Genomic DNA, 22,435 nt, shown 5'->3' on the forward strand with positions numbered 1-22,435 from the left:
GGCGTGAGAGCGCGCGTCATGCTGCATGCGCGCCGCGACATGGCGGGATTGGCGGCCGCCGGGCGCGGTCATGTCGCTCGATTACGGGCGGAACTCACGGGCCGACGAGGCATTCACGATGAAACAACGAGCATTGACGGTCGGTGTGCTGCTCGCGCTGGGCGCATGTGCGGGGGCAGAGCGGGCCGGAACATTCAGGACCACTGAAACGCAACTGCTTGCGATGCGTCAGGCAGCATCGCTGCAGTGCGCGACGCCGTCGGAATGCGATCGCGCGTGGAGTCGCACGCGCCGCTACGTCGAAGCCCATTCGTCAACCCGAATCACGCGAGCGAGTGCCGACCGGATCGAAACGGCGCAACCGTATGTGGCCGGAGAAGTCTATCTCTGGGCGTCGCGCACGGCGTCGGGCGAGGGCGGCGCGGTGATCCGGCTCAAGGCGATGTGCAAGGGCATGTACGACAGCAATGGCGGCCCGGGGTGGCAATACGATGCGTGCGCCAGGAAAATCCTCGAGATAGGGAACGGTTTTCAATCGGACGAGAACCCGCCTGGTTAGCGGCCAACGCGGCCGCCCCGCGCCAATACGGCCTCTCACGTCGCGGTTGCCCGGATCCGGCGCAACCGCGGCTGGCGGCCGGCAGACGGCTTCGGCCGGCACGCGGCGATGGCCGCCCGTGAGGTCGCGGGCCGATTTCGATGCTGTTCCAAACCGTTGACCTCGGTCAACGCGGGCGTGCGTCGAGTGCCGATGATGGAAACGAATCCGGACGCGCAAGCGCGTTCGTTCTTTCCGCGAGGTTCGCATGTACACGAATATCATGGTCGCGACGGACGGCAGTCCTTCCGCGAAACAGGCGCTCGACGAAGGTCTCAGGATGGCCAGGCTATGCGGCGCCCGTCTGTTCGCCGTTTTCGTCGTCGACAAATCGACCCTGTTCGCTTACGGCGGCCGCGTGGAGCCCGAGGCCTTGCTCGACGAGATCCGGCGGCATGGCGCGGCAATCCTGCGGGATGCCGACCGGACGATCTCGCGCGCGTCAGTCAACGGCGAGACGGAAATCATCGAGACCGATTTCGGGCAGGATGTCGCTGAGCGACTTCAGCAATACGTCGCCGACCATTCGACCGATCTGGCCGTGATCGGCACGCACGGTCGACGCGGTGTCCGGCGGCTGGTGCTTGGCAGTGTCGCCGAACGCTTCCTCCGCACCTCGAGTTGCCCGGTCTTGCTCGTGCGCGGCGACGATGGCGCACACACCACCGTCGCGGCGGCCTAGCGTCGCTGCCATGCCACCCGCCCAGGTGATCATCATGCAGATCTCGTTTCCTTCCGAACATCCGATGTATTGCGGCATCGATCCGGCCCTGAGCTTTCCGGCGCTCGTCGAAGGCCGCCGCGTGCACTGTGCGATCACCGCGGCAGCGCTGGAAGATCACTTCCGCGCGGCGTCGCCTCGCGAGCAGGATCTCGTCGACGCCTTTGCGCGTCATCGTCCCGCCATCGAACGCGCGGCGCGCTGTCTGCTCGAGGAAGTCGGCGGGCGGCCGATCCTGCTTCACAGCGGCTATTTCCGGTTCTGCACGTAATCGGCGTCCGCCCTTGACGCTCATCAAGCGCGTGCCTGGGCGGGGGGGTACGCTCGATTTTGAAAGATCATTCGTCCCTTGCGCGGCTCGCGGCGTCGCGCCATCCGATCTTCCTTGCAGCCGATGCCGTCGGGACGAAGGCGACGGCCGCACGTCAACTGTCAAAGGAGTCCGAACCATGAGCAACATGACGCGTTACGATCCGTTTTCGCTCGAGCCAGTTTCCGACCTGTTCCAGGGGCTGTTCAGGCCGCTGCGCGGCATGGCGTTGGCCGACGAACCCGATCTTGCGTCGATGAAGATCGACGTCACCGAAAACGACAAGGCGTATACGGTCAACGCGGAACTGCCCGGCGTCTCCAAGGACGACATCGACGTCCAGATCACGGGAAATACCGTATCGATCAACGCGAAGATCGAGCGCAGCAACGAGCAGAAGGATGGCGAGCGCGTGATCCGGCGCGAGCGCTACAGCGGTGCGATCAGCCGCTCGTTCTCGCTGTCCAGCGACATCGACGACGCGAACGCGACGGCGACGTATCAGGATGGCGTGCTGTCGCTGACGTTGCCGAAGAAGGCGCTGATCGGGCAGAAGAAGCTCACGATCAGCTGATCGGGTGACAAGCGGCGGGCGATGCCGACACGCATCGCCCAACGTGACGAGCCGGCGCGCGGAGCGATCCGCGCGTCGTTTCGTTGAAGCGGTCGCATGTGCGCCTACGCATGCGATGGTGTACTGCCGATCCGATAGCCGACCGTCTGCGCGAGGATCGGCAACTCGTCCTCGTTGAGTCGCAATGCGTCGGCGAGCATGCGGTGATTGATCCAGCCGCGCACGACCGTGCCGAGGCCGGCCGCCGCGCAGTAAAGCGAGACGTTCTGCGCGATGGCGCCGGCCGCGATTGCCGAGAACACGTCGCGTTGTCGCGGCGGCATGTCGAGTATCGCGGCAGTCCGGACGACGTAGACGAGATCCAGCGGCGCGCGGCCGACGAAGTCCTGATAGCCGGTCAGATTGCGCGCATCGACCGCGTGCTTCAGCACGAGCCGGTGCGCGGGCGCATCGTAACGATAGACACCGTACGGCAGCGCAACGTAGATGTCGATTTCATTGAATGCGCGCGCGGACGGCGCGGTACGGCCGCCGCTTGCCGGCCGGTTGATGCCATCCGCCGCCCACAGGATCGTGCCGAGCGTCGCGGGCGACAACGGTGTGGCGGCGAATTCGCGGGAACTCATCCGGGTCGCGAGCGCCGCCATCAGCGGCACGCCGTTATCGAGCATCGGGCGCGGCAGGTCCACGATGCCCGGCGATTCTCCTTGCGATGGCCCCGGGGGTGCCGTAGGCACTGGCGAGTAGGCCAACAGCTGCTGTTCGGTCATTTTAGTCTCCTTGAAGCGTGACTGCGCGTACCTGGAACGTCGTGCATCGGCGATCTCACGATAAGGCGGCCGGCCCGCATCGGGTTGACTTCCGTCAAGCGATGCATCGACCGGCCACGCCGTGCGGCACGAAGTATCCGTTGACCTGCATCAGCGATCGGGGGCCGCGCGTGTGCAACTCTGGCTGTGTGCGGCGAACAGGCGCGCCGCGGCTCACAGGAGAGCAGACGATGAAAACCGACAAGCAGTTGAAGCAGGACGTTCACGATGAACTGGAATCCGACCCTTCGATCGATTCGACCCGCATCGGTGTCGAGGTGAGCGACAGCATCGTGACGCTTTCGGGGCACCCGCCTAGCTATGCGGAGAAGCTGGCGATCGAGCGTGCGGCGAACCGCGTGGCCGGCGTCAAGGCGCTCGTTGTCGACATGACCGTGCATCTGCCGGATGACGACGTGCGTACCGACGAGGACATCGCGAAAGCGGTGCGCTCGGTGCTGCACTGGACGGTCGGTCTGCATGACGATGCGGTCAAGGTGCAGGTCGAACGCGGCTGGATCACGCTGTCCGGCAAGGTCGATTGGGCGTATCAGAGCCATCTGGCCGTGCGCTCGATCTCGCAGATGCGCAGCGTGACCGGCGTGACCGACCACATTGCGGTACAGGGAACGATCGGTGCCGACGACATCGGCAGCAACATCAAGCGCGCGATCATGCGTCACGCGGAACGCGAAGCGAAGCACATCGCGATCGACGTGCACGACGGCACCGTGCGGTTGTCCGGCAAGGTCGGCTCGTTTTCCGAGCGGAAGGCCGTGCGCGGTGCCGCGTGGTCGGCGCGAGGCGTGCGCGCGGTCGTCGACGATCTGGTGGTGGAGTAAATCAGACGGGCGGCCGGGGCGCATGTGCGGTCCGTCCAGATACATAGGAAGTCAGATGACACTGTCGGGTGAGCTTCACGATGCGGACTGGTCGGTCGCGATCGAGACGGTCGCGGCCGAAACGGGCGGTTTCCGCTGTCGAATCCACGTCACGCTCAAATCGCCGGATGGCGTATGCGAGCGGACGTTCGCAAATAGCAGGATCCATGCAACCGAGCGCGAAGCCGCGATCGATGCGCTGCGAGCCGGGATGACGTGGATCGAGATGAAGAAATCGAACACCTTCACGGTCTGAACCGGCGGGTGACGCGGCTACGCGCAACTTCATGCGGCCTTGAGCACCGAAAGCTGCAGCGCCTTGGCGAAGCGGGCGAGTGTGGCGATCGATCCCGTCACGCTTTCGTAACGCTCGCGCCCGATCTGTCCGTCGAGTATCACGAGCATGCCGGCATCGCGAGCGAGAGCGACGAGTACCTGCGTATCGAGTGCGGCTGTATCGGACGCGTTGTCCGGGTTGGTGAGGTGGTCGGCGTGTGACATGACAGCTCTCCTCGTGCCTGCGATCGGTATGTGGTGCAACCGTTCTTGGTGATTTCAGTATCGTCGTCGCCACGGGACGATTCAATCAGCCTTGCCCGAAGTTGCGGTAGGAATCGTGCAGAGGCCGTCGGCGGATTCCTACACGGCGCGCCGCTTCGGAGCGGCATCGCCGTGTGCCGGCACGCGCTGTCGACGCCGCGCGTACCAGCTTCCGATCGCGTGCCAGATCTCGGCCGCGGATTCGCAATACGTGAACAACTCCAGGTCGCGACGGTCGATCATCCCTTCGTCCGCGAGAAACGACAGGTCGACCGCGCGGAGCCAGTACGCCTCGCCGACGAGGATGACCGGCAACGGCGCGATCTTGCGCGTCTGTAGCAGCGTCAGCACCTCGAACAACTCGTCGAACGTGCCGTAGCCGCCGGGAAAAAATACCGCCGCTTTCGCGCGCTCGAGCAGGTGCAGCTTGCGGATCGCGAAGTAGTGAAACCGGAAGCAGAGATCCGGCGTCAGGTACGGATTCGGCGCCTGTTCGCGCGGCAGTTCGATGTTGAAACCGATGCTCGGTGCGCCGCGCTCGTAAGCGCCGCGGTTGGCGGCTTCCATGATGCCGGGGCCGCCGCCGGTCACGATCGCGAGCCGCGCGGTGCGCGTGCATCGGTCGGCATGCGCGACGATACGCCCAAATTCGCGCGCGACGCGGTAATACACGCTGTGCTCGACGAGCCGGCTGGCGACCGCGACGGCGCGGCGCCGAGCCGCGTCATGCGGACGCTCTGCAAGCAGGCGATTCGCTTCGTCCAGTCGTGCATTCGCGACAGACGGTGCGGCGATGCGCGTGCTGCCGTAGATGACGACCGTGTGGCCGATGCGTTCAATCTGCAGGCGCTCCTCGGCTTTCCAGTAGTCCAATTGCAGCCGGATGCCCCGCATGCTCGCGCGCTGCAACAGCGTCGCGTCGTCATCGACAGCGGGACGGTTCGGGCGTTTGGCGACGCGCCGTGTGCGACGCGGGATGCACCGGCTGCCGTCGTTGGCGACGAGCGCATCCGGCCGTGTCCGTAGTCGTTTGCCGCGCGTCTTTGCCGCCGACGCGTCGGGTACGGTGCGGGGGCGTGCGCCGCGTTTCGCGACGCCCGCGGGAACGCGTTTGACGATGGTCGACATGAACGGAAGGGGCTAGCGCCGGCTACTGGCTCAACACCCATCGCACGAGCCGATGCGCGTCGTCGGCAGACAGCGGCCCGCCGCGATCGATGGCGGATGGCATCGGCGTGTCGCCCCAGTGCGCAGGACCGCCGACGCGCAGCTTGCGTTCCAGTTGCGCGCCGGCGTTCGGATCGTCGCGGTAGCGGTCCGCGATCTCGTGGAATGACGGCCCGAGGAACGTTACGTCTGGCGTATGGCAGAACATGCAGTGCTGCGCGTTGACGAGTTCGGTCGGCTCGGGCACGGTCGTTTGCGCCGCGGCCATGCCGGCGGTCGCGGCAATGAAGCAGACGGCGGCGCAACGCATGATGCTCATGTTGGTTTCCTCGTCGGGATCAGGAGAAGGAGATCACTTCGTCGAGCGGGCGACGCGGCGAATGCGACGTGTGCGGGCCGCGCCCGACACGCAGCAGCAACTGCGGTTCGCCGCGCAGCCCGAGCATGTGGCACAGATGGGCGCGCAGTCCGGCCGTCTCGATCGGCTGGTTCAGGTACGACGCGGTATAGCCGGCGCGCGTCGCGACGAGCAGGATCCGCTCGAGCGCCTGGCCGGCGGCGAGCCAGGCTTCGCGATCGTCGCGCACGGTCGCGATGCACACGATCAACGGCGATGCGCCGACGAGCTGGTGATGCAGCGCGGCCAGCCCGTTGCCGAGATCGAAGGTCCGTACCGCCGTCGTCACGACCGGCGCCGCAAAATCCAGCAACGCCGGCACACCGGCCGCGAACGCCGGCATGCCGTCGACGTGTCGGCGCGGATCGATCCAGCTCGCCAGTTCGCGCCGGAAGCGCGGATCGGCGAACTGCTGCCGGTCGGCCTCCGCGACCAGTTCGGCGACGCGTGCTCGATGCGCGATCGAGTCGACGCACGCGATGTCGGCGCCTTCCGCGACGCCCGCCGCAATCAGATCGCGCTGGATTTCTTCAGGAACGGCGCTCGATTCGAACGGTGCGCGTGTCGTGACGCGGTCCGTAATCGCATCGAACAGTGCGCCGAGGGAGGCATCGGAATAGCCGTCGTCGCAGACGCGCACGAGCGCAAGCAGATCGGGGTCGACTTCGGAAGGAAACGTGCTGATCGTGTGGGCGAGCCCGGCATGATTGAGCGCGACACGCAGATTGAGCAACGCCGCGCCGCAACTGATGATGAGTTCGCGATCGAACGGATCGACCACGGGCAACGCACGAAGGCGGTCCGCACAGACCGAGATCGTGGCGCCGTTGACCAGGAAGCGCCACGGCTGGGAGTTATGGCTGGACGGAGCCAGCACCGCGTAGCCCAGCAATGACCTTAGCTGATGGTCCGGATGGGCACTGGCGGCAAGCGGCGGAACGGATATCATTCGATCATCTCCAGGTCGCCGCTCTGGCGGCGAATCGCCACTTCATCGTGTCAGCAACCGTCCGGCGGCCGTTGACCCACATCAAGCGCCCGTCACCGGGCGGTGCGGACGCGATGCGCGACGAGTAGTCTGGGAACGTGAAGCGCCGCCGGAGCCACTCGACGCCGCGCCGCTTTTCGCGCCGCTGCGTGTCGAGTCAGTGCGCTACGCGCTGACCGATGCCAACCTCGCACTCGACGACTTGCGCAGCGGGCGCGTGTCGGGCGCCGCCGTGCTGGGCATGCGCGGTTGATCTCCTCGACGGAGCCAGGCGGCGCGATCAGATTTGCCGCAGGCCTTCCAGATCGACGATCCGGATCTGCTTGCCCTGCGTCGCGACGAGCCCCTTGTGCTGGAACTTCGACAGCATGCGGCTGACCGTTTCGAGCTTCATCCCGAGATATTCGCCGATCTCGTCACGCGTCATCCGCAGGACGAATTCCGCGGCCGAATAGCCACGCGCCTTGAAGCGCGCGGAAAGATTCAGCAGGAACGCGGCCACGCGCTGTTCGGCGGTCATCGTGCCGAGCAGCAGCATCTGCGACGATTCGCGCACGATCTCGCCGCCCATCATCCGATACACATGATGCTGCATCGGCCGCACTTCGCGGCACATCTGCTCGAGCTGGCCGAACGGAATGATGCAGACGGTGCTGTCCTCGAGCGCGATCGCGTCGCCGTTGTGGTGCCCGGTGTGCACGCCATCGAGCCCGAGCGACTCGCCGACGATCTCGAAGCCGGTGATTTGCTCGTCGCCGTCGCGATGCATCATGATGGTCTTGAACGACCCGGTTCGCACCGCATAGATGCTGTTGAACGTGTCGCCCGCGCGAAACAGCGTTTCGCCGCGCCTGATGTGGCGCGTCGTGCAGATCATCGCGTCGACGCGCGCGAAATCGTCAGGCGAGAGATCGGATGGCATGCAGACGGTACGCAACGCGCACGTCGAACAGCGGGACGCGGCGCGCTTGGGCTGATCCGCCGGCTGGACCGGATGCAGCGGGATGAACGGGCGTGACGGCATGCTCGTCGAGACTTCGGCACTGCTCTGCATGGTCGGCTCCAGTTGGGGCAGCGGCGGCCCGCCGTCGGGCGGAATCGCGCTGGCCGTTGTACCGGCGGACTTGTTCTCTGCCGCCTTCCTGTCGGGAAAGCCTCATCGGACGCGCAGGAAGACCGATTACGCCGGTCTCGGCGATGCTGCTGCTCTGGCTCCGGGAGGCACGCTGGGTTGTTTTTCTTGATATGCAGTATGGATGTTGCGCGCCGTCAAGAAAATCAGCGGGAATTGAAGTTGCGGTAGGTGAAAGGGAAGTCTTGTAGGGAGATTCCTACATGGGCGCGGCAACTTGTCGCGATCGGCGCGGGCATGCGCCGTACGCGGATGACGGGCGTTGACCGGTGTCGAGGCAACGGTGCGACCGCGATCTCGGACGCGGAAACCGCGTTCCGGCTGTCCGGCATACGCGGCATCGCGAAAACGATCGATGCGTGCGGAGCGGACATTTCGGATGTGCTGGCGCGCGCCGCCGCCGAATGCGATGCGGACCTGATCGTGATGGGCACGCATGGTCGTCGCGGGCTGCGCCGGGCGTTGCTCGGCAGCGTTGCCGAATCGCTGGTGCGCATCGCGGACCGGCCGGTGCTGGTCGTACGGGAGGGGCCGGGCGGGTGCGCCGGCGTGTTGTGACGGTCGTGACAGGAAGCGGGCAGCCGCAAGCGGCGGCCCGCTTTCACGCGCTCAGTGGGACAGCAGGACCGGCACCGTCATCGTCTCGAGGATCGTGCGCGTCGCACCGCCCAGCACGCGCTCGTGCATGCGGGCGTGGCTGTACAGGCCCATCACCAGCAGATCGGCATGCACGTCGGTCACCCGGTTCAGCAGCGTCGCGCCCGCGCTCACCGACCGCTCGCGCGGCGTGGTGGAGAACGACGCGCGAATGCCGTGCCGTTCGAGATACGCGGCGACATCGACGCCGGCCGGCGTTTCGTCCGGATCGGGATGCCCGCGGGTGACCGTCTCGACGTGGACGAAGCGCGCGCGGGTGAGCAGCGGCAGCGCGTCGGCCGTCGCGCGGGCGGCCTCGCGTCCGCCGTCCCAGCCGATCAGCACGTTCTCGCCGAGCGTTCTCACGTCGCCCGCGTACGGGACGACGATCGCCGGCCGGCCGCTGCCCATCACGACATCCTCGACGAAATGGCGCGCCACGTAGGTCATGCGGTCGTCGGGATCTTCCTGACCCAGGATCAGCAGATCGGCGTGGCGGGCATGCAGGATCGCGGCAGCGGTCACGTCGCCGGCCGGCGCTTGCCATTCGACGCTGCGTCCGGCGCGCTCGGCGGCCATCAGGAATCGTTCTTCCGCATCCTTGCGCCGCTGCTCGCACAGGCGTTCGTAGACGGCCAGCTTGAGCGGCTCGTCAGGCCGCCGCAACGGCTCGAAGAGATCCTGGCAGACCGCGTAGAGGCCGATCAGGTGCGCATTCCAGCGTCCCGCGAGTTCGAGCGCGAGGTTGACGCGCGCATTGCAGCGGTCGCTGTCGTCGAGATGGACGAGCAGGGTCTTGTAGCTCATGACGGCTCCTTTTCGGTTGATGCGGCGGATGCACCGGCCGCGCAACGCGCCGGAATCATCAGCACTGGACACGTGGCATGCCGCAGCACGCGTTCGGCCACGCTGCCCAGCACGAGGCGGCGAAAGCCGCGCCGGCCGTGCGTGCCGAGCACGATCAGGTCGGCATCGATCTCGCCGGCGAAGCCGACGATCCGTTGCGCGACGTCTTCGCCGGCCGGCGCGACATTGGCGATCTGCGGCGTGCCGGCCACGTCGCGCGCCTTCATGCGTGTTGCCGCGTCCGCCGTGACGCGCAGTCCTTCCTCGCGGAATGCATCGATCAGGATCGATGGATCGTATCCATACATGTCATAGGCCGGCACCAGGAAATCGACGACGTAGACGGGCGTCAGCCGCGCATGCGTGTCCGACGCGAGCGTCAGCGCGGCGTCGAGTGCGCGGGACGACGTATCGCTGCCGTCGAGCGCAACCAGAATGTTCGAGTACATGACGTTTCTCTCGAGCGGATGTCGATGGAATCATCATCGGCGCACGTGTGCCGGTCGCGCTGATCTGGATCAACCGTCGCGGTTGCCGCGCAGCACGCGCACCGCGGCGCGCGCTTCATTAGTCAGCTCCACTGCGATGGCCAGGTGGCGCGTGCCGGGAACCTGGGGCCGAGCCCGCTTCCCGTCACGTGCGTTCGGCAATTTCACCCGCATCGCCCTCAGATCAGTCGGGACGCTATCGCGGCGGATTCCTGCGCGCTGCCGGTTGCAACTTCATCCAGATCGACGCATTGCGCGTAAGCCGGCACCTCGCACGGCCAATGCAGGCGCTCCGCAATACGCCGCCGCAACGCATCCGCGGCAGCGGGTTCGCCATGCGTGATGAAGGTCCGGACGGGGGCGCACTGCATCGTGCCGAGCCACGTGAGGATCTCTTCATAGTCCGCGTGGGCCGAGAGCGCCGCGATCGACTCGACCTGAGCACGCACGCGGACGTAATCGCCGTGAATCTTCAGCGTTGGCTCGTGCGCGGCCAACGCCGCGCCGCGCGTGCCGGCGGCCTGGTAGCCGACCAGCGCGATCGTATTGCGCGCATCGGGCGCATAGCGGCTCAGGTGATGCAGCACGCGCCCGCCTGTCGCCATCCCGCTGCCGGCGATGATGACCATCGGGCCATGGTGTTCGGCGATCGCCTTCGACTGGTCGACCGAGCGGACCATCGTCGCCGCATGGCCGAGCGTATTCGCTTCGGAGACGGTCAGACGATGTTCGAGGATATGGTGGCGATAGATCTCGGTCACGTCCGTCGCCATCGGGCTGTCGAGGAAGACCGGGACGCGCGCCATGCGGCCGGATGCTTTCAGCCGCGCGATGTAGTGCAGGATTTCCTGCGCACGGCCGACGGTGAAGCAGGGGATCACGACGACCCCGCCGCGCGCGAAGGTCTTGTCGAACATGGTGGCCAACTCGTCCTCGGGATCCGACGCCGGGTGCAGCCGGTCGCCGTACGTCGATTCGACGACGACGTAGTCCGCATGCGCAGGCGGCCGCGGCGGCTGCATGATCGGGTCGTGATACCGGCCGAGATCGCCGGAGAAGGCGAGCACCTTGTGATCCCAGTGCATCACGACGCTCGCCGCGCCAAGGATGTGCCCGGCCGGCAGCAGGCGGAACGCCAGGTCGCCGCCCAGCGCCGTGCATTCGTCGTACGCAACGGGCTTGAGCAGGCGCAGCGCGCGCTGCGCGTCGTCCAGCGTGTAAAGCGGTTGCGCCGGATGATGCTTCGAGTAACCGTGCCGGTTCGCGAAGTCGGCTTCCTCTTCCTGCAGCCGCGCGCTGTCGCGCAGCATGATGTCGCAGAGCTCGGCCGTGGCCGCCGTGCAGTACACCGGCCCGCGATAGCCTTCGCGCACCAGCACCGGAAGATAGCCGGAGTGATCGAGATGCGCGTGGGTGAGCACGACCGCGTGCAGCGTGTCGGGCGCGAGCGGCAGCGGCTGCCAGTTGCGCAGTCGCAGGTTCTTCGTACCCTGGAACAGGCCGCAATCGACCAGCACGCGCCGGCTGCCGTGCTCGATCAGGTACTTCGAGCCGGTCACGGTTTCGGTCGCGCCGAGAAAAGTCAGTTTCATGGATCGCCTCAACGGGGTCGACGGGACGGTAATTCGATTACAGCCCGAACGTGCGAGAGACGGTTGACCGAAATCAGCAAGTGGGGGGATTTCGTGGCCGACCGAGGTTCCGGGGCGGCGCGGCACGCCGCTCGTGCCTTTGACGACGATCAACCCTCGGCCGCCGGCGGCGGCAGGATAGTGATCCGATGCGCGCAGGCGATGTCATGACGGCGTTATCCGCGCATGCTGTGCGCGCCGCGCATCGGCACCATGAGCCGTTCGGGACGAATCCATCATGACGCTGATCGCCAATCTGGACGGCGCCGGGGCCCTTTACCGACTGTGCTTCGTTACCGGCTTGCCGCTCGATGAGCAATGCGGCGCGGGCTGGGCGGACGTGCCCTGCCAAAACGTCGGCCGGGTTCATCACCCCGGATTTTCGCGCCGATATCGATGACAGCTTGAACGCGAGGCGCAGGATGCCGTTCATGATGTCGAATGCGACGCGTTCGGCCGTGTCGTTATTGCTCTGTCGACGCCGGAGCCAGCTGCGTGACGAATGCGAGGAGGCCCGAAACCAGCGTGACGATCGCATACGGGACGACCCGCGCCTCGATCAGCACCGCATGCACGACGCACAGCAGCGACGCGAGCGCGATGAACATGCAGAACGTCGCAAGGGTGCTTTGGTACGGCGGTCGGATCATGACGTTCTCCCGCGAAGTGGCTGCCGGTGACACGGGTTTGTCGCAAGCGGCGCCCCCGCTGCTTGCGCAACGCATGACGTCATGATCGCGTGCGGTGCCGCGGCACGGTTGACCTGAATCAACGAGCGAATGCTGAGGTCACGGGAGCGCCGCGCGGCTCAAGTCATCTGGCCGATCGTGTTGCGGAATCGCTTCAGTGACAGCAGGAACAGCACGCATCCGATCGCGAACAGCGCCGCGAACTGGGGCCACACCGCGTCAAGCCCGGCACCGCGATACAGGATGCGCTGCGCGAGTTCGACGAAATGGGTGGTCGGTGCGGCCAGCATGATGTCCTGTACGACGCGCGGCATGCTTTCGCGCGGCGTCAATCCGCCCGACAGCAATTGCAGCGGCAGCAGCACGAGCACGAGCAACATGCCGAACTGCGGCATGCTGCGCACGAGGGTCGCGAGAAAGATCCCCAGCGACGTCGTCGCGAACAGGTGTAACGCCATGCCGGCCACGAACAGCGGCACGGACCCCGGAATCGGCACGTGCAGCGCGCCGCGGACGACGAACGTGAGCGATGCGACGGCCGCCGCGGCGACGACGAGCCCCATCGACCAGACCTTCGCGAGCATGATGTCCGCCGCGGTCACCGGCATCACGAGCAGATGCTCGATCGTGCCATGCTCGCGCTCGCGAATCAGCGCGGCCCCGGTGAGAATCAGCGACAGCATCGTCACGTTGTTGATCAGTTCCATCAGTGCGCCGAACCGGACTTCGTCGAGATTGGGGTTGAAGCGCATCCGCATCGCGAGATCGACGGGCGGCAAGGCCGTGCCGCGATTGCGCCGCACGAATGCGTCGATCTCTCCCAATACGATCTGCTGCACGTAGCCGCCGCCGGAGAATGCCTGCGTCATGCGGGTTGCATCGACGTTGAGCTGGACCGTCGCATGGTGGCCGGCAAGCACGTCGCGCTGGAAGTCCGGCGGAATGTCGAGCGTGAACGTGTAGTCGCCGTTGTCCAGGCCGCGGCCGGCCGTGCCGGCGTCGACGATCGGGGGCGATGCGAACTGCGGCGGGAAGAACGCCGCGGCGATGCGCGCGGACAGCGGCGACGCGTCCTCGTCGACGATCGCGATCGGCACCTTGTGCAGCGTTTCCGGGCGGGCGGTGGCCGCGACGTAGATCGACGCGCTGAACGTGTAGACGATGAGCGCGAGCAGGATCGGATCGCGCGCAAGACTCCAGAGCTCCTTGACCCCGAGCCGGAAGATGGCGGGCAGGCGCGACATGGTCAGCGCTCCTGCTTGCGCAGCAGCACGCCGGTCATCACCAGGATGACCGGCACGGCCGCGAGCATCGGCCAGAACTGGGACGACAGGTCGCCCAGGCCGAGCGCCTTGTTGTAGACGCCGCGGCTGATCGCGAGCATGTAGGTGGCCGGATAGACCGTGCCGACCCACTTGCCGCTGCCTTCGAGCGACGACAACGGCGTGAGCAGGCCGGAGAACTGCACGACGGGAATCAGCGTGCCGACGATCGTCATGAAGATCGCGGCGATCTGGCTGCGGGTGAACGTCGACGCGAACAGGCCGATGCCGGTGGCCACGACATTGAATATCAGCACCGCGGCCGCCAACGTCGCGAAACTTCCCTTGATCCGCACGCCGAACACGACGTCGGCCAGCACGACCATCAGCAGGAAGTTCAGCATGGCCAGCATCACGTACGGCGCCTGCTTGCCGAGCAGGAATTCGGCGCGCGTGACAGGTGTCACGTACAGGTTGACGATCGACCCGAGCTCGCGTTCCCGCACGACGGCGAGCGCCGTCAGCATCGCGGGCAGCATCAGCAGCAGCATCGGCATGATCGCCGGAATCATCGCCGGCAGGCTCTTTACGTCGGGGTTGTAGCGATAGCGGATCGCGATGTCGACCGTCGGGACGAGCGACACGCCGAGCCGGCGCTTCGCCTGGTCGCGCAGCCAGTTTTCATGCATGCCGGCCACGTAGCCGCGGATCGTCTCCGCGCGCATCGGCATCGCGCCGTCGACCCATGCGCCGATTTCCACGCGCCGGCCGCGCGCGACGTCGCGCGCAAAGCCGGGCGGAATCTCGAGCGCGAGCGACAATTGGCCGTTGCGCAGGCGGCGTTCGATATCGCGGTCGTCCGCGAGCGGCACGAAGTAGCGGGAACCGGCGAGATTCTGCGCATAGTCCTGGCTCAGGATCGACTGATCGCGGTCGAGTACCGCGAACGTCAGGTTGTCGACGTCGAGACTGATCCCGATACTGATCACGCACATCAGCACGAGCGAACCGAACAGCGCCAGCGTCGCGCGCAATGGGTCGCGCCGCAGTTCCAGCACTTCGCGCCACAGGTAACTGCCGGCGCGCGCCGGGCTGAACCATGCGGCCGCATGGCCCGCTCCGGCCGATGCGGGCGGCGAGGGCGGCGCGGCGAGCCAGCCGGCGTCGGCCGCCGCGTCGCCGTTGCCATCCGCGCGTTGTGCGTCGCTCAGGTAGCCGATGAACGCGTCCTCGAGCGTAGCCGCGCCGCGCCGGCGTACCAGTTCCGCCGGGGCGGCGCTCGCGAGTACGCGGCCCGCATGCATCAGCGAGATGCGGTCGCAACGCGCCGCTTCGTTCATGAAGTGCGTCGAAATGAAGATGGTGACGCGATCATTGCGCGCGAGCTCGATCATCAGCCGCCAGAAGTCGTCCCGCGCGACCGGGTCGACGCCTGACGTCGGCTCGTCCAGGATCAGCAACTCGGGCTTGTGCACCATCGCCACCGCGAGGGACAGCCGCTGCCGCATGCCGAGCGGCAGGCGCTCCGGCAGCGCATCGAGCGCGTCGGCGAGCCCGAAGCGCGCGACCATTTCGGTCACCCGCGCGGGCACGTCCGGTTCCGGTACGCCGAACAGGCGCGCGTGCAGCACGAGGTTCTGCCGGACGGTCAGCTCCCCGTAGAGCGAAAACCCTTGCGACATGTAGCCGACACGACGGCGCGTGTCGATGTCGTCGGCGGCGACCTGCCTGCCGAACAGCGTCGCGGTGCCTTCCGACGCGGGCAGCAGGCCCGTGAGCATCTTCATGGTCGTCGACTTGCCGCAGCCGTTGGAGCCGAGAAAGCCGAAGATTTCACCGCGGCGGATCTGCAGGCTCACGTGATCGACCGCGACGAAATCGCCGAACCGCATCGTCAGCGCGTCGGCCTCGATCGCGTAACCGGCAGCCTCGTCGAGCTGGAACGGCGCGATGCGGACCGGCTGGTGTCCGCGCCGGCGCTCCTCCGGGAGCAGCCCGATGAACGCGGCCTCCAGCGTGTCGCACCCGGTGCGTTCCAGCAGTTCGCCGGGGCTGCCCGTTGCAAGCACGCGGCCCGCGTCCATCGCGATCAGCCGGTCGAAACGCCGGGCTTCGTCCATGTACGCGGTGGCGACCAGCACGCTCATCGCCGGGCGCGCGGCGCGAATGCGCCCGATCAGTTCCCAGAACTGCGCGCGCGACAACGGATCGACGCCGGTCGTCGGCTCGTCCAGGATCAGCAGGTCAGGATCATGGATCAGCGCGCAGCACAGGCCGAGCTTCTGCTTCATGCCGCCGGACAGCTTGCCGGCAGGTCGATTCAGGAACGGATACAGGCCCGTGCTGCGCGTAAGCGTATCGATCCGGCGGCGCCGCTCCGCCGCATCGTGGCCGAACAGTCTCGCGAAAAACTGCAGGTTTTCCTCGACCGACAACGTCGCGTACAGGTTCCGGCCAAGGCCTTGCGGCATGTACGCGATGCGCCGGCAGACGCGCGCGCGATGGTGACGCAACGACAGGTCGCAGTCGAGCGTCCACACCCGGCCCTGCTGGATCGCCCGCGCGCCGGACACGAGCGCGAGGAGGCTCGACTTGCCGACGCCGTCCGGCCCGATCAGCCCGATCATGCGGCCGGCCGGGATATCGAGTGTCACGTCGTCGAGTGCGTACGTGCCGCCGTAGCACAGCGAGACGCCGGCCAGCCGCGCGACCAGGCACGGGCCAGGCGACGTCGGCGGACCGTCGATACGGCCGGCATCCGGGCGGCCAGGTGCCGTCGCCTTCATTTCGGCACCTTGATCGCGAGGCGATCCGGCCAGCCGGCATGCGGGTCGGTCTTCAGCCACGCGACGCCCGGCAACCCGGTCTTGACGAGTTTCAGGTGGCGCTGCAACAGATCGCGGTCGATGCGGGCCTTGACCCGAAACATCAGTTTCTGCCGCTCGGTGGCCGTCTCGACCGTCTTCGGCGTGAACTGCGCAGTGCTCGACACATAAGACACGCGTGCCGGAATCACGTATTCCGGCGCGGCATCGAGCACGATCCGCACGTCGGCGCCAAGCGGAACCCGGCCGACGACCGCTTCGGGCAAAAAGAACGTCATGTAGACGTCGGACAGGTCGACGACATTGAGCACCTTGCCGCCCGCCGGCAGCACTTCGCCCGACTCGGCAATCCGGTACTGGACGCGCCCGTCACGCGGCGACGTCAATTCGCTATCCGAGATGTCGGCCCGCACGCGCGCCACGGTCGCCTGCGCGGCCGTCACGGCCGAGCGCGCCGCGACCAGCTGGGCCCGCGTTGCATCGACGGCGGCCTGGGCGGCTTCCACCTGCGCGCGCGCGGCATTCACCGTCGCGCGCAGGCTGCCGGCACGTGCGCGATCGTCGTCCAGTTCCTGCAGCGACGACGCGCCATCGCGCGACAGCGTTTCGGAACGCGCGAGCCGCCGCGTGGCCGCGTCCAGCTCGCTTTCGCGCTGGACGACGACAGCCGCCGCTGCTGTCTTGTCGCTGCGGCGCTGCGCGACCTGCGCGTCGATGCTCGCCGCGTTGTTCACCGCCTGTTGCTCCCGGGCCTGCGCTTCGTCGAGCTGCGCCTGCAGCACGACGACGTCCATGCGCGCGAGTGGCTGGCCGGCCGTCACGAAGTCACCCTCATCGACGAGCATGGCGGTGACGCGCCCCGGCAGCTTGGTCGCGACGTCGATTTCGGTCGCCTCGATGCGGCCGTTGCCGCTGACGAGCCCCGCATCCGTCTGGCCGTCGCGCCAGCGTGCCCATCCGTAGTATGCGAGGCCGATCGCGAGCACGGCCGCGCCGATGCCGATCAGAAGAGGGCGCGGGATGGTTTTCATGGTGTGTGTTCCGAATCAGTCGAAAGAGGAGTGGGTGCCGCGGCAGCCGTGCCGGTGTCGGTCATCCCGCCGCCAAGCGCGCCGTATAGCGCGACGCGGCTCGACAGCAGCGCGCGGCGCGTCATGACCAGTTGCTGCTCGGCGTTCATCAGGTCCCGTTGTGCGTCGAGCACTTCGAGGAAGCGCGTTGCCCCGCTGTCGTAGCGCAGCTTCGCGAGGCGCGCCCGCTCGGCCTGCGATGCCAGCGTCGCACGCTCGATCGCGACCTGAGCGGCGAGCCAATGACGCGCCGCGAGCGCGTCGGACACGTCGCGGAACGCACGCTGCAACGTCTTTTCGTACTGCGCGAGCGCCTCGTCGCGCTGCGCGCGCGCGAGCGCGAGATTCGACTGGTTGCGGCCGCCGTCGATGAGTGGAAGCGTGACGTTGGGGATGAGCGACCATGCGCCGGTGCCCGACGACAGCAGGTCGTGCAGCGCGCTGCTTCCCGAGCCGATCGAGCTTGTCAACGCGATGCGAGGAAAGAATGCCGCGCGCGCCGCGCCGATGTTCGCGTGCGTCGCCCGCAACTCGTGCTCGGCGGCAATCACGTCCGGGCGATGGGTCAGCAGCGAGGAGGGCAGGCCGGCGGCAAGCGTCGGCGTTACGGCGCCGTCGTCGAGCGCGAGCGGCGCGTCGGGCAGATCCGGCTGCGCGCCGACCAGCAGTGCCAGCGCATCGGCAGCCGACGCACGTGCCTGCTGTAGCTGGGTGCCGAGGGATTGCGCCTGTTGCAGCAGGATCTCGGATTGCGTCAGGTCGAGCCGCGAGATCGCGCCGGCCGCATGGCGAAGCCGGAAAATCCGCAATGACTCGCGGCGTGTATCGATGGTCGCGCGGGTGAGCGCGATGCGTTCATCGATCTCGCACAGGGTCAGATACGCGTCGGCTACGCCGGTGACGATGCTGAGCGTCACGGCCTGCCGGGCCGCGTCGCTCGCGAGGTAGCGCTCGAGCGCCGCTTCTTTCATGTTGCGCACGCGGCCCCACAAATCGAGCTCCCATTGCGTCTCGGCCAGCTGGATTTCGTAGACCTGCCCGATCATGGGCGCCGGCGTGAGAAAACCGCCCGGTGTGCGAAACCGCGCATAGGCCGCGCCCCCATCGACCGTCGGCCATTGATCCGCGCTGCGGATGCCGTAAACCGCGCGTGCCTGCGCGCCCCGTGCAACGGCCGCGCGCAGATCGCGATTGTTGGCGAGCGCCTGCCCGATCAACGCGCGAAGGCGGGCGTCGACGAAGTAGGCCTGCCACTCGGGCACTTGCGCGGCCGGTGTCTCGTCGGCGGCCGGATCCGGAAACGACGCGGGAATCGGTGCGGCGGGATGCTCGTCCGATGGCGCGAGCGACAGACATCCCGAAAGGGACACCATGCCCGTCGCCAGCGCAATGGCACACGCGTGTCGAGCGACGGCAACGTGAAAGCGACCGGGAAGCGCGGCTGCGCGCATGGGGATGCCTCGTCGAATACTGGAATACGGGATGGCGCTGCCCCTCAGGGCGTCGCCGCATCGGATCCACTTATATCCGACGATTGCCGGGGCTCCCCTTGATCTGCGTCACCCGGGCGGTAAAGCATTTTCGAGCGGCCCCTCACTTGACCCTGCCGTCAGTCCGCCGTTGATTGATCCTCGTCAAGCCGGCCGCGCCGCGGTGCGCGATGCTGGCTGCAGTGCGGCACGCTGACGGGAGACCGACATGAAGTCCGATGCAGTACTCAAGCAGGATGTCGAGCAGGCGCTGTTCTGGAACCCGGCGATCGATGCGCGCCGGATCGACGTCGAGGTCCACGATCGGATCGTGACGTTGCGCGGCACCGTCGACAGCTGGGCCCAGAAGCTCGAGGCGCAGAAAACGGCGCTGCATGTATCCGATGCGCGCGCGCTGGTGCTGGAAGTGAACGTCACACCGCCCGAGAATGCCTGCGCGGACCAGGAGCTGGCGATCGCGATCACGTTCGCGCTCGGTTGGCAGGAGGCGTTGCGTGATCACAAGATCAGCGTCGAAGTCGATCATGGCTGCGTGACGCTCGACGGCGAAGTGGATCACGCGTTCCAGAGCCGCGCGGCGGAAGCGATGGTGAGCCGGATGATCGGCGTCGTCGGCGTGGCGAACCGCATCCGGGTGCGCACCGACCATACGGTGCCGGACGTCGGCACCCGGATCGCCGAAGCGCTTGCGCGGCGCGCGCAGCGCGAATCCGCCGGAATTTCGATCGAAGCAGCCGACGGCATCGTCACGTTGACGGGTACGGTCGCCTCGCTCGCCGAACGGCGCGCCGCGTGCGGCGCGGCAGGGTCGGTGAGGGGCGTCCGGGAAGTCGTCGACCGGCTGACCGTCGCCTGAGAAGCTTGCACGTGCTGTCTACTGCCAGGAGAAACAGCGATGAACCGCTCGAATTCAGGTGCCGGCCGACCCACTTCGCGCCACGACAAGCGCATGCAGCCGCATACGAAGGACAGTTACCGCGATCCGAAGCGGCCGAAAGGTGACCGGATCTGCGAAGGCTGCGGCGCTGTCTGCGACGCAGGCCGGTGGACCTGGTATGCGACGCCGCTCGACCGGCGCCAGCTCGAATGCCCGGCCTGCAAGCGCATGCGGGAAAACATCCCGGCGGGTGAACTGGTGTTGCAGGGCAGGTACCTGCGCGCGCACCGTTCGACGATTCTCGAACTGCTCGAGCGTCAGGCCGATCGCGAGACGAGCGAGCACGCGCTCGAACGAATCATGGAGATCGAGAGGTCGGCCGATACGCTGGTCATCAGGACGACGGGCGTGCACATGGTCCGGCGGCTGGGTGAAGCGTTGCTGCATGCGCATCACGGCGATCTCGCGATCAACTATCGCGGCGGCGAAGACATGCTGCGAGCGCGCTGGAAGCGCGACGATGCGTGAGCGGACGGCTGACTGCCGCGCAGGTTCGATGCCATGAAAAAAACATTCGATTACTCCGGGCTGCTGATCCCGATCGCGTTCGCCGTGCTGGTCGCGGTTCAACTGCTCGCGTATCACCCGGCCGCGACGTCGATTTCCTACAGCGATTTTCACCACCTGATCGACGCACGCCTCGTCGATGATCTGGAAATCGGCCCGTCGTCGATCTCGGGCAAGCTGCGCATGCCTGAAGCGGGCGCCGCGCTGCCCGCTTCCGACGCGGCGGAGTTGAAGGGGGCCGGACCGCCGTGGCGCTTCACCACGAACCGGGTGAGCGACGAAGGTCTGGTCGCCGCGCTGACGGCTGCCGGGATTCGCTACCGCGGCGCGACGGATACGGGCTGGATCGGGACGCTCGCGGCATGGATTTTCCCGTTGATCGGCTTCGTCGTGATCTGGAGTTTCATGCTGCGAAGGCCGGGCGGAATGCGGGATATGAGCGGCATGGGAAAGAGCCGGGCCCGCGTGTACATGCAGAAGGAAACCGGCATCACGTTCGACGATATCGCGGGCATCGACGAGGCGAAGGCCGAATTGCAGCAGATCGTCGCGTTTCTGCGCAACCCCGAACGCTACCAACGGCTCGGCGGCAAGATCCCGAAGGGCGTACTGATCGTCGGAGCGCCCGGTACCGGCAAGACGCTGCTGGCCCGTGCGGTCGCCGGCGAGGCCGCGGTGCCGTTCTTCACGATCAGCGGCTCGGCGTTCGTCGAGATGTTCGTCGGCGTCGGTGCTGCGCGCGTGCGCGATCTCTTCGAGCAGGCCCAGCAGAGCGCGCCGTGCATCGTGTTTATCGACGAGCTCGATGCGCTCGGCAAGGCGCGCAGTGTCGGCCTGATGTCGGGCAATGACGAGCGCGAGCAGACGCTGAACCAGCTGCTCGTCGAGATGGACGGCTTTCAGGCCAATTCGGGCGTCATCATCGTGGCCGCGACCAACCGGCCGGAAATCCTGGATCCCGCGCTGCTGCGCCCGGGACGGTTCGACCGGCACATCGCGATCGACCGGCCGGACCTGACCGGGCGCAAGCAGATCCTCGCCGTGCATACGAAGCGCGTGAAGCTTGCCCCGGAAGTCGACCTTGCCGAACTGGCGCAGCGCACGCCGGGCTTCGTCGGCGCCGATCTCGCGAACGTCGTCAACGAAGCCGCGTTGCATGCCGCCGAACTCGGCAAGCCGGCCATCGGAATGGCCGATTTCGACGAAGCCATCGATCGCGCGATGACCGGCATGGAGCGCAAGAGCCGCGTGATGAACGAACAGGAGAAGCGGACCATCGCGTACCACGAATCGGGGCATGCGCTCGTCGCGCAAAGCCGCGCGCACTGCGATCCCGTGAAGAAAGTATCGATCATCCCGCGCGGAATCGCCGCGCTCGGCTATACGCAGCAGGTGCCGACCGAGGATCGCTACGTGCTGCGCCGCAGCGAACTGCTCGACCGGCTCGACGTATTGCTCGGCGGCCGGGTGGCCGAGGAAATCGCGTTCGGCGACGTGTCGACCGGCGCGCAGAACGATCTCGAACGCGCGACCGCGCTGGCACGGCACATGGTCATGCAGTACGGGATGAGCGAGAAGATCGGCCTCGCGACGCTCGACGATGGCGCACGCCAGGGCGGCGCGCCGGGCGTCTGGACGCCGGGTGACGGACGCTGCAGCGAGCACACGGCGCGACTGATCGACGAAGAGGTGCGCGCACTGCTCGAGGATGCGCATGCGCGGGTCATGGCGACGCTCCGCAAGCATCGCGATGCGCTCGAACGGATCGCGCGCAGCTTGCTGCAGCACGAATCGATCGATCACGGCATGCTCGTGGCGCTCATCACGCCGCCGGACGATGCCGGCGAGGCGCCCCGGCCGGTGCAGGCCGACCCGGAAACGACCACGGTCGCCTCCGCCTGAACGAACGATCGCCGGATCGCGCCGAGCGCGCCTGC

Annotated in this window: 24 protein-coding genes and 2 pseudogenes; 12 read left to right on the forward strand and 14 right to left on the reverse strand. The window is 66.9% G+C overall.

What is annotated here, in order from left to right:
* The first annotated feature begins 118 nt into the window (after positions 1-118).
* The 4 genes from FFI87_RS31405 (at position 119) to FFI87_RS31420 (ending at position 2,203) form a co-directional block, all read left to right on the forward strand.
* Positions 119-559 (forward strand): hypothetical protein, encoded by a 441-nt coding sequence (locus tag FFI87_RS31405; protein ID WP_012372507.1) that lies wholly within the window; start codon positions 119-121, stop codon positions 557-559.
* A 247-nt stretch (positions 560-806) separates the two neighbouring features.
* On the forward strand, positions 807-1,280 hold the full coding sequence (locus FFI87_RS31410; protein WP_012372508.1) for a universal stress protein: 474 nt from the start codon (positions 807-809) through the stop codon (positions 1,278-1,280).
* A gap of 34 nt (positions 1,281-1,314) precedes the next feature.
* Positions 1,315-1,590, forward strand: coding sequence for a DUF1488 domain-containing protein (locus FFI87_RS31415; protein WP_041490313.1), 276 nt, complete (start codon positions 1,315-1,317; stop codon positions 1,588-1,590).
* Between the two features lie 178 nt (positions 1,591-1,768).
* Positions 1,769-2,203, forward strand: coding sequence for an Hsp20/alpha crystallin family protein (locus tag FFI87_RS31420; RefSeq protein ID WP_138850404.1), 435 nt, complete (start codon positions 1,769-1,771; stop codon positions 2,201-2,203).
* Between the two features lie 104 nt (positions 2,204-2,307).
* Here FFI87_RS31420 and FFI87_RS31425 read toward each other — a convergent pair whose 3' ends face one another.
* Complete coding sequence (locus tag FFI87_RS31425) at positions 2,308-2,973, reverse strand: nitroreductase family protein (protein ID WP_138850405.1); 666 nt, start codon at positions 2,971-2,973, stop codon at positions 2,308-2,310.
* A 230-nt stretch (positions 2,974-3,203) separates the two neighbouring features.
* On the opposite strand from FFI87_RS31425, the gene FFI87_RS31430 reads away from it, so the two are divergent.
* Together FFI87_RS31430 and FFI87_RS31435 are read left to right on the forward strand one after the other, a co-directional pair.
* A complete protein-coding gene (locus FFI87_RS31430; RefSeq protein ID WP_138850406.1) occupies positions 3,204-3,854 on the forward strand; it encodes a BON domain-containing protein in 651 nt (216 codons plus the stop codon).
* A 55-nt stretch (positions 3,855-3,909) separates the two neighbouring features.
* A complete protein-coding gene (locus FFI87_RS31435) occupies positions 3,910-4,149 on the forward strand; it encodes a hypothetical protein (protein WP_138850407.1) in 240 nt (79 codons plus the stop codon).
* 29 nt (positions 4,150-4,178) lie between these two features.
* Here FFI87_RS31435 and FFI87_RS31440 read toward each other — a convergent pair whose 3' ends face one another.
* The 4 genes from FFI87_RS31440 to FFI87_RS31455 all read right to left on the reverse strand — a co-directional run bounded on the left by FFI87_RS31440 (position 4,179) and on the right by FFI87_RS31455 (position 6,946).
* On the reverse strand, positions 4,179-4,394 hold the full coding sequence (locus FFI87_RS31440) for a hypothetical protein (protein ID WP_012372514.1): 216 nt from the start codon (positions 4,392-4,394) through the stop codon (positions 4,179-4,181).
* Positions 4,395-4,532: 138 nt separating this feature from the next.
* Positions 4,533-5,561, reverse strand: coding sequence for a TIGR00730 family Rossman fold protein (locus tag FFI87_RS31445; RefSeq protein WP_012372515.1), 1,029 nt, complete (start codon positions 5,559-5,561; stop codon positions 4,533-4,535).
* Between the two features lie 22 nt (positions 5,562-5,583).
* The gene (locus tag FFI87_RS31450; protein ID WP_138850408.1) at positions 5,584-5,919 is read right to left on the reverse strand and encodes a c-type cytochrome; all 336 of its coding nucleotides are present in this window, start codon (positions 5,917-5,919) and stop codon (positions 5,584-5,586) included.
* Between the two features lie 19 nt (positions 5,920-5,938).
* On the reverse strand, positions 5,939-6,946 hold the full coding sequence (locus FFI87_RS31455; RefSeq protein WP_138850409.1) for an Acg family FMN-binding oxidoreductase: 1,008 nt from the start codon (positions 6,944-6,946) through the stop codon (positions 5,939-5,941).
* Between the two features lie 181 nt (positions 6,947-7,127).
* On the opposite strand from FFI87_RS31455, the pseudogene FFI87_RS35110 reads away from it, so the two are divergent.
* Positions 7,128-7,238, forward strand: a pseudogene (locus FFI87_RS35110) (alcohol dehydrogenase); the annotation flags it as partial.
* A 27-nt stretch (positions 7,239-7,265) separates the two neighbouring features.
* Here the strand turns inward: FFI87_RS35110 and fnr are convergent.
* A complete protein-coding gene (gene fnr, locus FFI87_RS31465; RefSeq protein ID WP_138850410.1) occupies positions 7,266-8,039 on the reverse strand; it encodes a fumarate/nitrate reduction transcriptional regulator Fnr in 774 nt (257 codons plus the stop codon).
* Positions 8,040-8,402: 363 nt separating this feature from the next.
* Here fnr and FFI87_RS31470 point away from each other — a divergent pair.
* Positions 8,403-8,675, forward strand: a pseudogene (locus FFI87_RS31470) (universal stress protein); the annotation flags it as partial.
* Positions 8,676-8,726: 51 nt separating this feature from the next.
* Here the strand turns inward: FFI87_RS31470 and FFI87_RS31475 are convergent.
* The 3 genes from FFI87_RS31475 to FFI87_RS31485 all read right to left on the reverse strand — a co-directional run bounded on the left by FFI87_RS31475 (position 8,727) and on the right by FFI87_RS31485 (position 11,679).
* Positions 8,727-9,560, reverse strand: coding sequence for a universal stress protein (locus tag FFI87_RS31475; RefSeq protein ID WP_138850411.1), 834 nt, complete (start codon positions 9,558-9,560; stop codon positions 8,727-8,729).
* A complete protein-coding gene (locus FFI87_RS31480) occupies positions 9,557-10,048 on the reverse strand; it encodes a universal stress protein (RefSeq protein WP_138850412.1) in 492 nt (163 codons plus the stop codon). Before FFI87_RS31480 ends, FFI87_RS31475 begins: the two co-directional genes overlap by 4 nt.
* A 218-nt stretch (positions 10,049-10,266) precedes the next feature.
* Positions 10,267-11,679, reverse strand: coding sequence for an MBL fold metallo-hydrolase RNA specificity domain-containing protein (locus tag FFI87_RS31485; RefSeq protein ID WP_012372525.1), 1,413 nt, complete (start codon positions 11,677-11,679; stop codon positions 10,267-10,269).
* Between the two features lie 277 nt (positions 11,680-11,956).
* Between FFI87_RS31485 and FFI87_RS34650 the strand changes: the two genes are divergently transcribed.
* Positions 11,957-12,118 (forward strand): hypothetical protein, encoded by a 162-nt coding sequence (locus FFI87_RS34650; RefSeq protein WP_012372526.1) that lies wholly within the window; start codon positions 11,957-11,959, stop codon positions 12,116-12,118.
* A 64-nt stretch (positions 12,119-12,182) separates the two neighbouring features.
* Here FFI87_RS34650 and FFI87_RS31490 read toward each other — a convergent pair whose 3' ends face one another.
* The 5 genes from FFI87_RS31490 to FFI87_RS31510 all read right to left on the reverse strand — a co-directional run bounded on the left by FFI87_RS31490 (position 12,183) and on the right by FFI87_RS31510 (position 19,015).
* On the reverse strand, positions 12,183-12,368 hold the full coding sequence (locus tag FFI87_RS31490) for a DUF2964 family protein (RefSeq protein ID WP_012372527.1): 186 nt from the start codon (positions 12,366-12,368) through the stop codon (positions 12,183-12,185).
* Positions 12,369-12,526: 158 nt separating this feature from the next.
* The gene (locus FFI87_RS31495; RefSeq protein ID WP_012372528.1) at positions 12,527-13,651 is read right to left on the reverse strand and encodes an ABC transporter permease; all 1,125 of its coding nucleotides are present in this window, start codon (positions 13,649-13,651) and stop codon (positions 12,527-12,529) included.
* 2 nt (positions 13,652-13,653) lie between these two features.
* Complete coding sequence (gene rbbA / locus FFI87_RS31500) at positions 13,654-16,455, reverse strand: ribosome-associated ATPase/putative transporter RbbA (RefSeq protein WP_138850413.1); 2,802 nt, start codon at positions 16,453-16,455, stop codon at positions 13,654-13,656.
* Complete coding sequence (locus tag FFI87_RS31505; RefSeq protein ID WP_138850414.1) at positions 16,452-17,525, reverse strand: HlyD family secretion protein; 1,074 nt, start codon at positions 17,523-17,525, stop codon at positions 16,452-16,454. The genes rbbA and FFI87_RS31505 overlap by 4 nt, the downstream gene beginning before the upstream one ends.
* Positions 17,522-19,015 (reverse strand): efflux transporter outer membrane subunit, encoded by a 1,494-nt coding sequence (locus FFI87_RS31510; protein WP_138850415.1) that lies wholly within the window; start codon positions 19,013-19,015, stop codon positions 17,522-17,524. Before FFI87_RS31510 ends, FFI87_RS31505 begins: the two co-directional genes overlap by 4 nt.
* 247 nt (positions 19,016-19,262) lie before the next feature.
* Between FFI87_RS31510 and FFI87_RS31515 the strand changes: the two genes are divergently transcribed.
* The 3 genes from FFI87_RS31515 to ftsH are packed head-to-tail and all read left to right on the forward strand — an operon-like array spanning position 19,263 to position 22,400.
* Positions 19,263-19,910: a BON domain-containing protein gene (locus FFI87_RS31515; protein WP_138850416.1), complete on the forward strand. Its 648-nt coding sequence runs from the start codon at positions 19,263-19,265 to the stop codon at positions 19,908-19,910.
* Between the two features lie 39 nt (positions 19,911-19,949).
* Entirely contained in the window at positions 19,950-20,459 is a 510-nt protein-coding gene (locus tag FFI87_RS31520; RefSeq protein ID WP_138850417.1) for a BCAM0308 family protein, read from the forward strand.
* Positions 20,460-20,492: 33 nt separating this feature from the next.
* Complete coding sequence (gene ftsH, locus FFI87_RS31525) at positions 20,493-22,400, forward strand: ATP-dependent zinc metalloprotease FtsH (protein WP_138850418.1); 1,908 nt, start codon at positions 20,493-20,495, stop codon at positions 22,398-22,400.
* Positions 22,401-22,435 lie beyond the last annotated feature (35 nt).

Origin of the sequence: Burkholderia sp. KBS0801 (genome assembly GCF_005937855.2) — a bacterium.
GTDB lineage: Bacteria > Pseudomonadota > Gammaproteobacteria > Burkholderiales > Burkholderiaceae > Burkholderia > Burkholderia ambifaria.

Bases quoted from the DNA above. Each gene is read 5' to 3' on its own strand.
- FFI87_RS31405 (WP_012372507.1), top strand. From the start codon at position 119: ATGAAACAACGAGCATTGACGGTCGGTGTGCTGCTCGCGCTGGGCGCA.
- FFI87_RS31410 (WP_012372508.1), top strand. From the start codon at position 807: ATGTACACGAATATCATGGTCGCGACGGACGGCAGTCCTTCCGCGAAA.
- FFI87_RS31415 (WP_041490313.1), top strand. From the start codon at position 1,315: ATGCAGATCTCGTTTCCTTCCGAACATCCGATGTATTGCGGCATCGAT.
- FFI87_RS31420 (WP_138850404.1), top strand. From the start codon at position 1,769: ATGAGCAACATGACGCGTTACGATCCGTTTTCGCTCGAGCCAGTTTCC.
- FFI87_RS31425 (WP_138850405.1), bottom strand. From the start codon at position 2,973: ATGACCGAACAGCAGCTGTTGGCCTACTCGCCAGTGCCTACGGCACCC.
- FFI87_RS31430 (WP_138850406.1), top strand. From the start codon at position 3,204: ATGAAAACCGACAAGCAGTTGAAGCAGGACGTTCACGATGAACTGGAA.
- FFI87_RS31435 (WP_138850407.1), top strand. From the start codon at position 3,910: ATGACACTGTCGGGTGAGCTTCACGATGCGGACTGGTCGGTCGCGATC.
- FFI87_RS31440 (WP_012372514.1), bottom strand. From the start codon at position 4,394: ATGTCACACGCCGACCACCTCACCAACCCGGACAACGCGTCCGATACA.
- FFI87_RS31445 (WP_012372515.1), bottom strand. From the start codon at position 5,561: ATGTCGACCATCGTCAAACGCGTTCCCGCGGGCGTCGCGAAACGCGGC.
- FFI87_RS31450 (WP_138850408.1), bottom strand. From the start codon at position 5,919: ATGAGCATCATGCGTTGCGCCGCCGTCTGCTTCATTGCCGCGACCGCC.
- FFI87_RS31455 (WP_138850409.1), bottom strand. From the start codon at position 6,946: ATGATATCCGTTCCGCCGCTTGCCGCCAGTGCCCATCCGGACCATCAG.
- fnr (WP_138850410.1), bottom strand. From the start codon at position 8,039: ATGCAGAGCAGTGCCGAAGTCTCGACGAGCATGCCGTCACGCCCGTTC.
- FFI87_RS31475 (WP_138850411.1), bottom strand. From the start codon at position 9,560: ATGAGCTACAAGACCCTGCTCGTCCATCTCGACGACAGCGACCGCTGC.
- FFI87_RS31480 (WP_138850412.1), bottom strand. From the start codon at position 10,048: ATGTACTCGAACATTCTGGTTGCGCTCGACGGCAGCGATACGTCGTCC.
- FFI87_RS31485 (WP_012372525.1), bottom strand. From the start codon at position 11,679: ATGAAACTGACTTTTCTCGGCGCGACCGAAACCGTGACCGGCTCGAAG.
- FFI87_RS34650 (WP_012372526.1), top strand. From the start codon at position 11,957: ATGACGCTGATCGCCAATCTGGACGGCGCCGGGGCCCTTTACCGACTG.
- FFI87_RS31490 (WP_012372527.1), bottom strand. From the start codon at position 12,368: ATGATCCGACCGCCGTACCAAAGCACCCTTGCGACGTTCTGCATGTTC.
- FFI87_RS31495 (WP_012372528.1), bottom strand. From the start codon at position 13,651: ATGTCGCGCCTGCCCGCCATCTTCCGGCTCGGGGTCAAGGAGCTCTGG.
- rbbA (WP_138850413.1), bottom strand. From the start codon at position 16,455: ATGAAGGCGACGGCACCTGGCCGCCCGGATGCCGGCCGTATCGACGGT.
- FFI87_RS31505 (WP_138850414.1), bottom strand. From the start codon at position 17,525: ATGAAAACCATCCCGCGCCCTCTTCTGATCGGCATCGGCGCGGCCGTG.
- FFI87_RS31510 (WP_138850415.1), bottom strand. From the start codon at position 19,015: ATGCGCGCAGCCGCGCTTCCCGGTCGCTTTCACGTTGCCGTCGCTCGA.
- FFI87_RS31515 (WP_138850416.1), top strand. From the start codon at position 19,263: ATGAAGTCCGATGCAGTACTCAAGCAGGATGTCGAGCAGGCGCTGTTC.
- FFI87_RS31520 (WP_138850417.1), top strand. From the start codon at position 19,950: ATGAACCGCTCGAATTCAGGTGCCGGCCGACCCACTTCGCGCCACGAC.
- ftsH (WP_138850418.1), top strand. From the start codon at position 20,493: ATGAAAAAAACATTCGATTACTCCGGGCTGCTGATCCCGATCGCGTTC.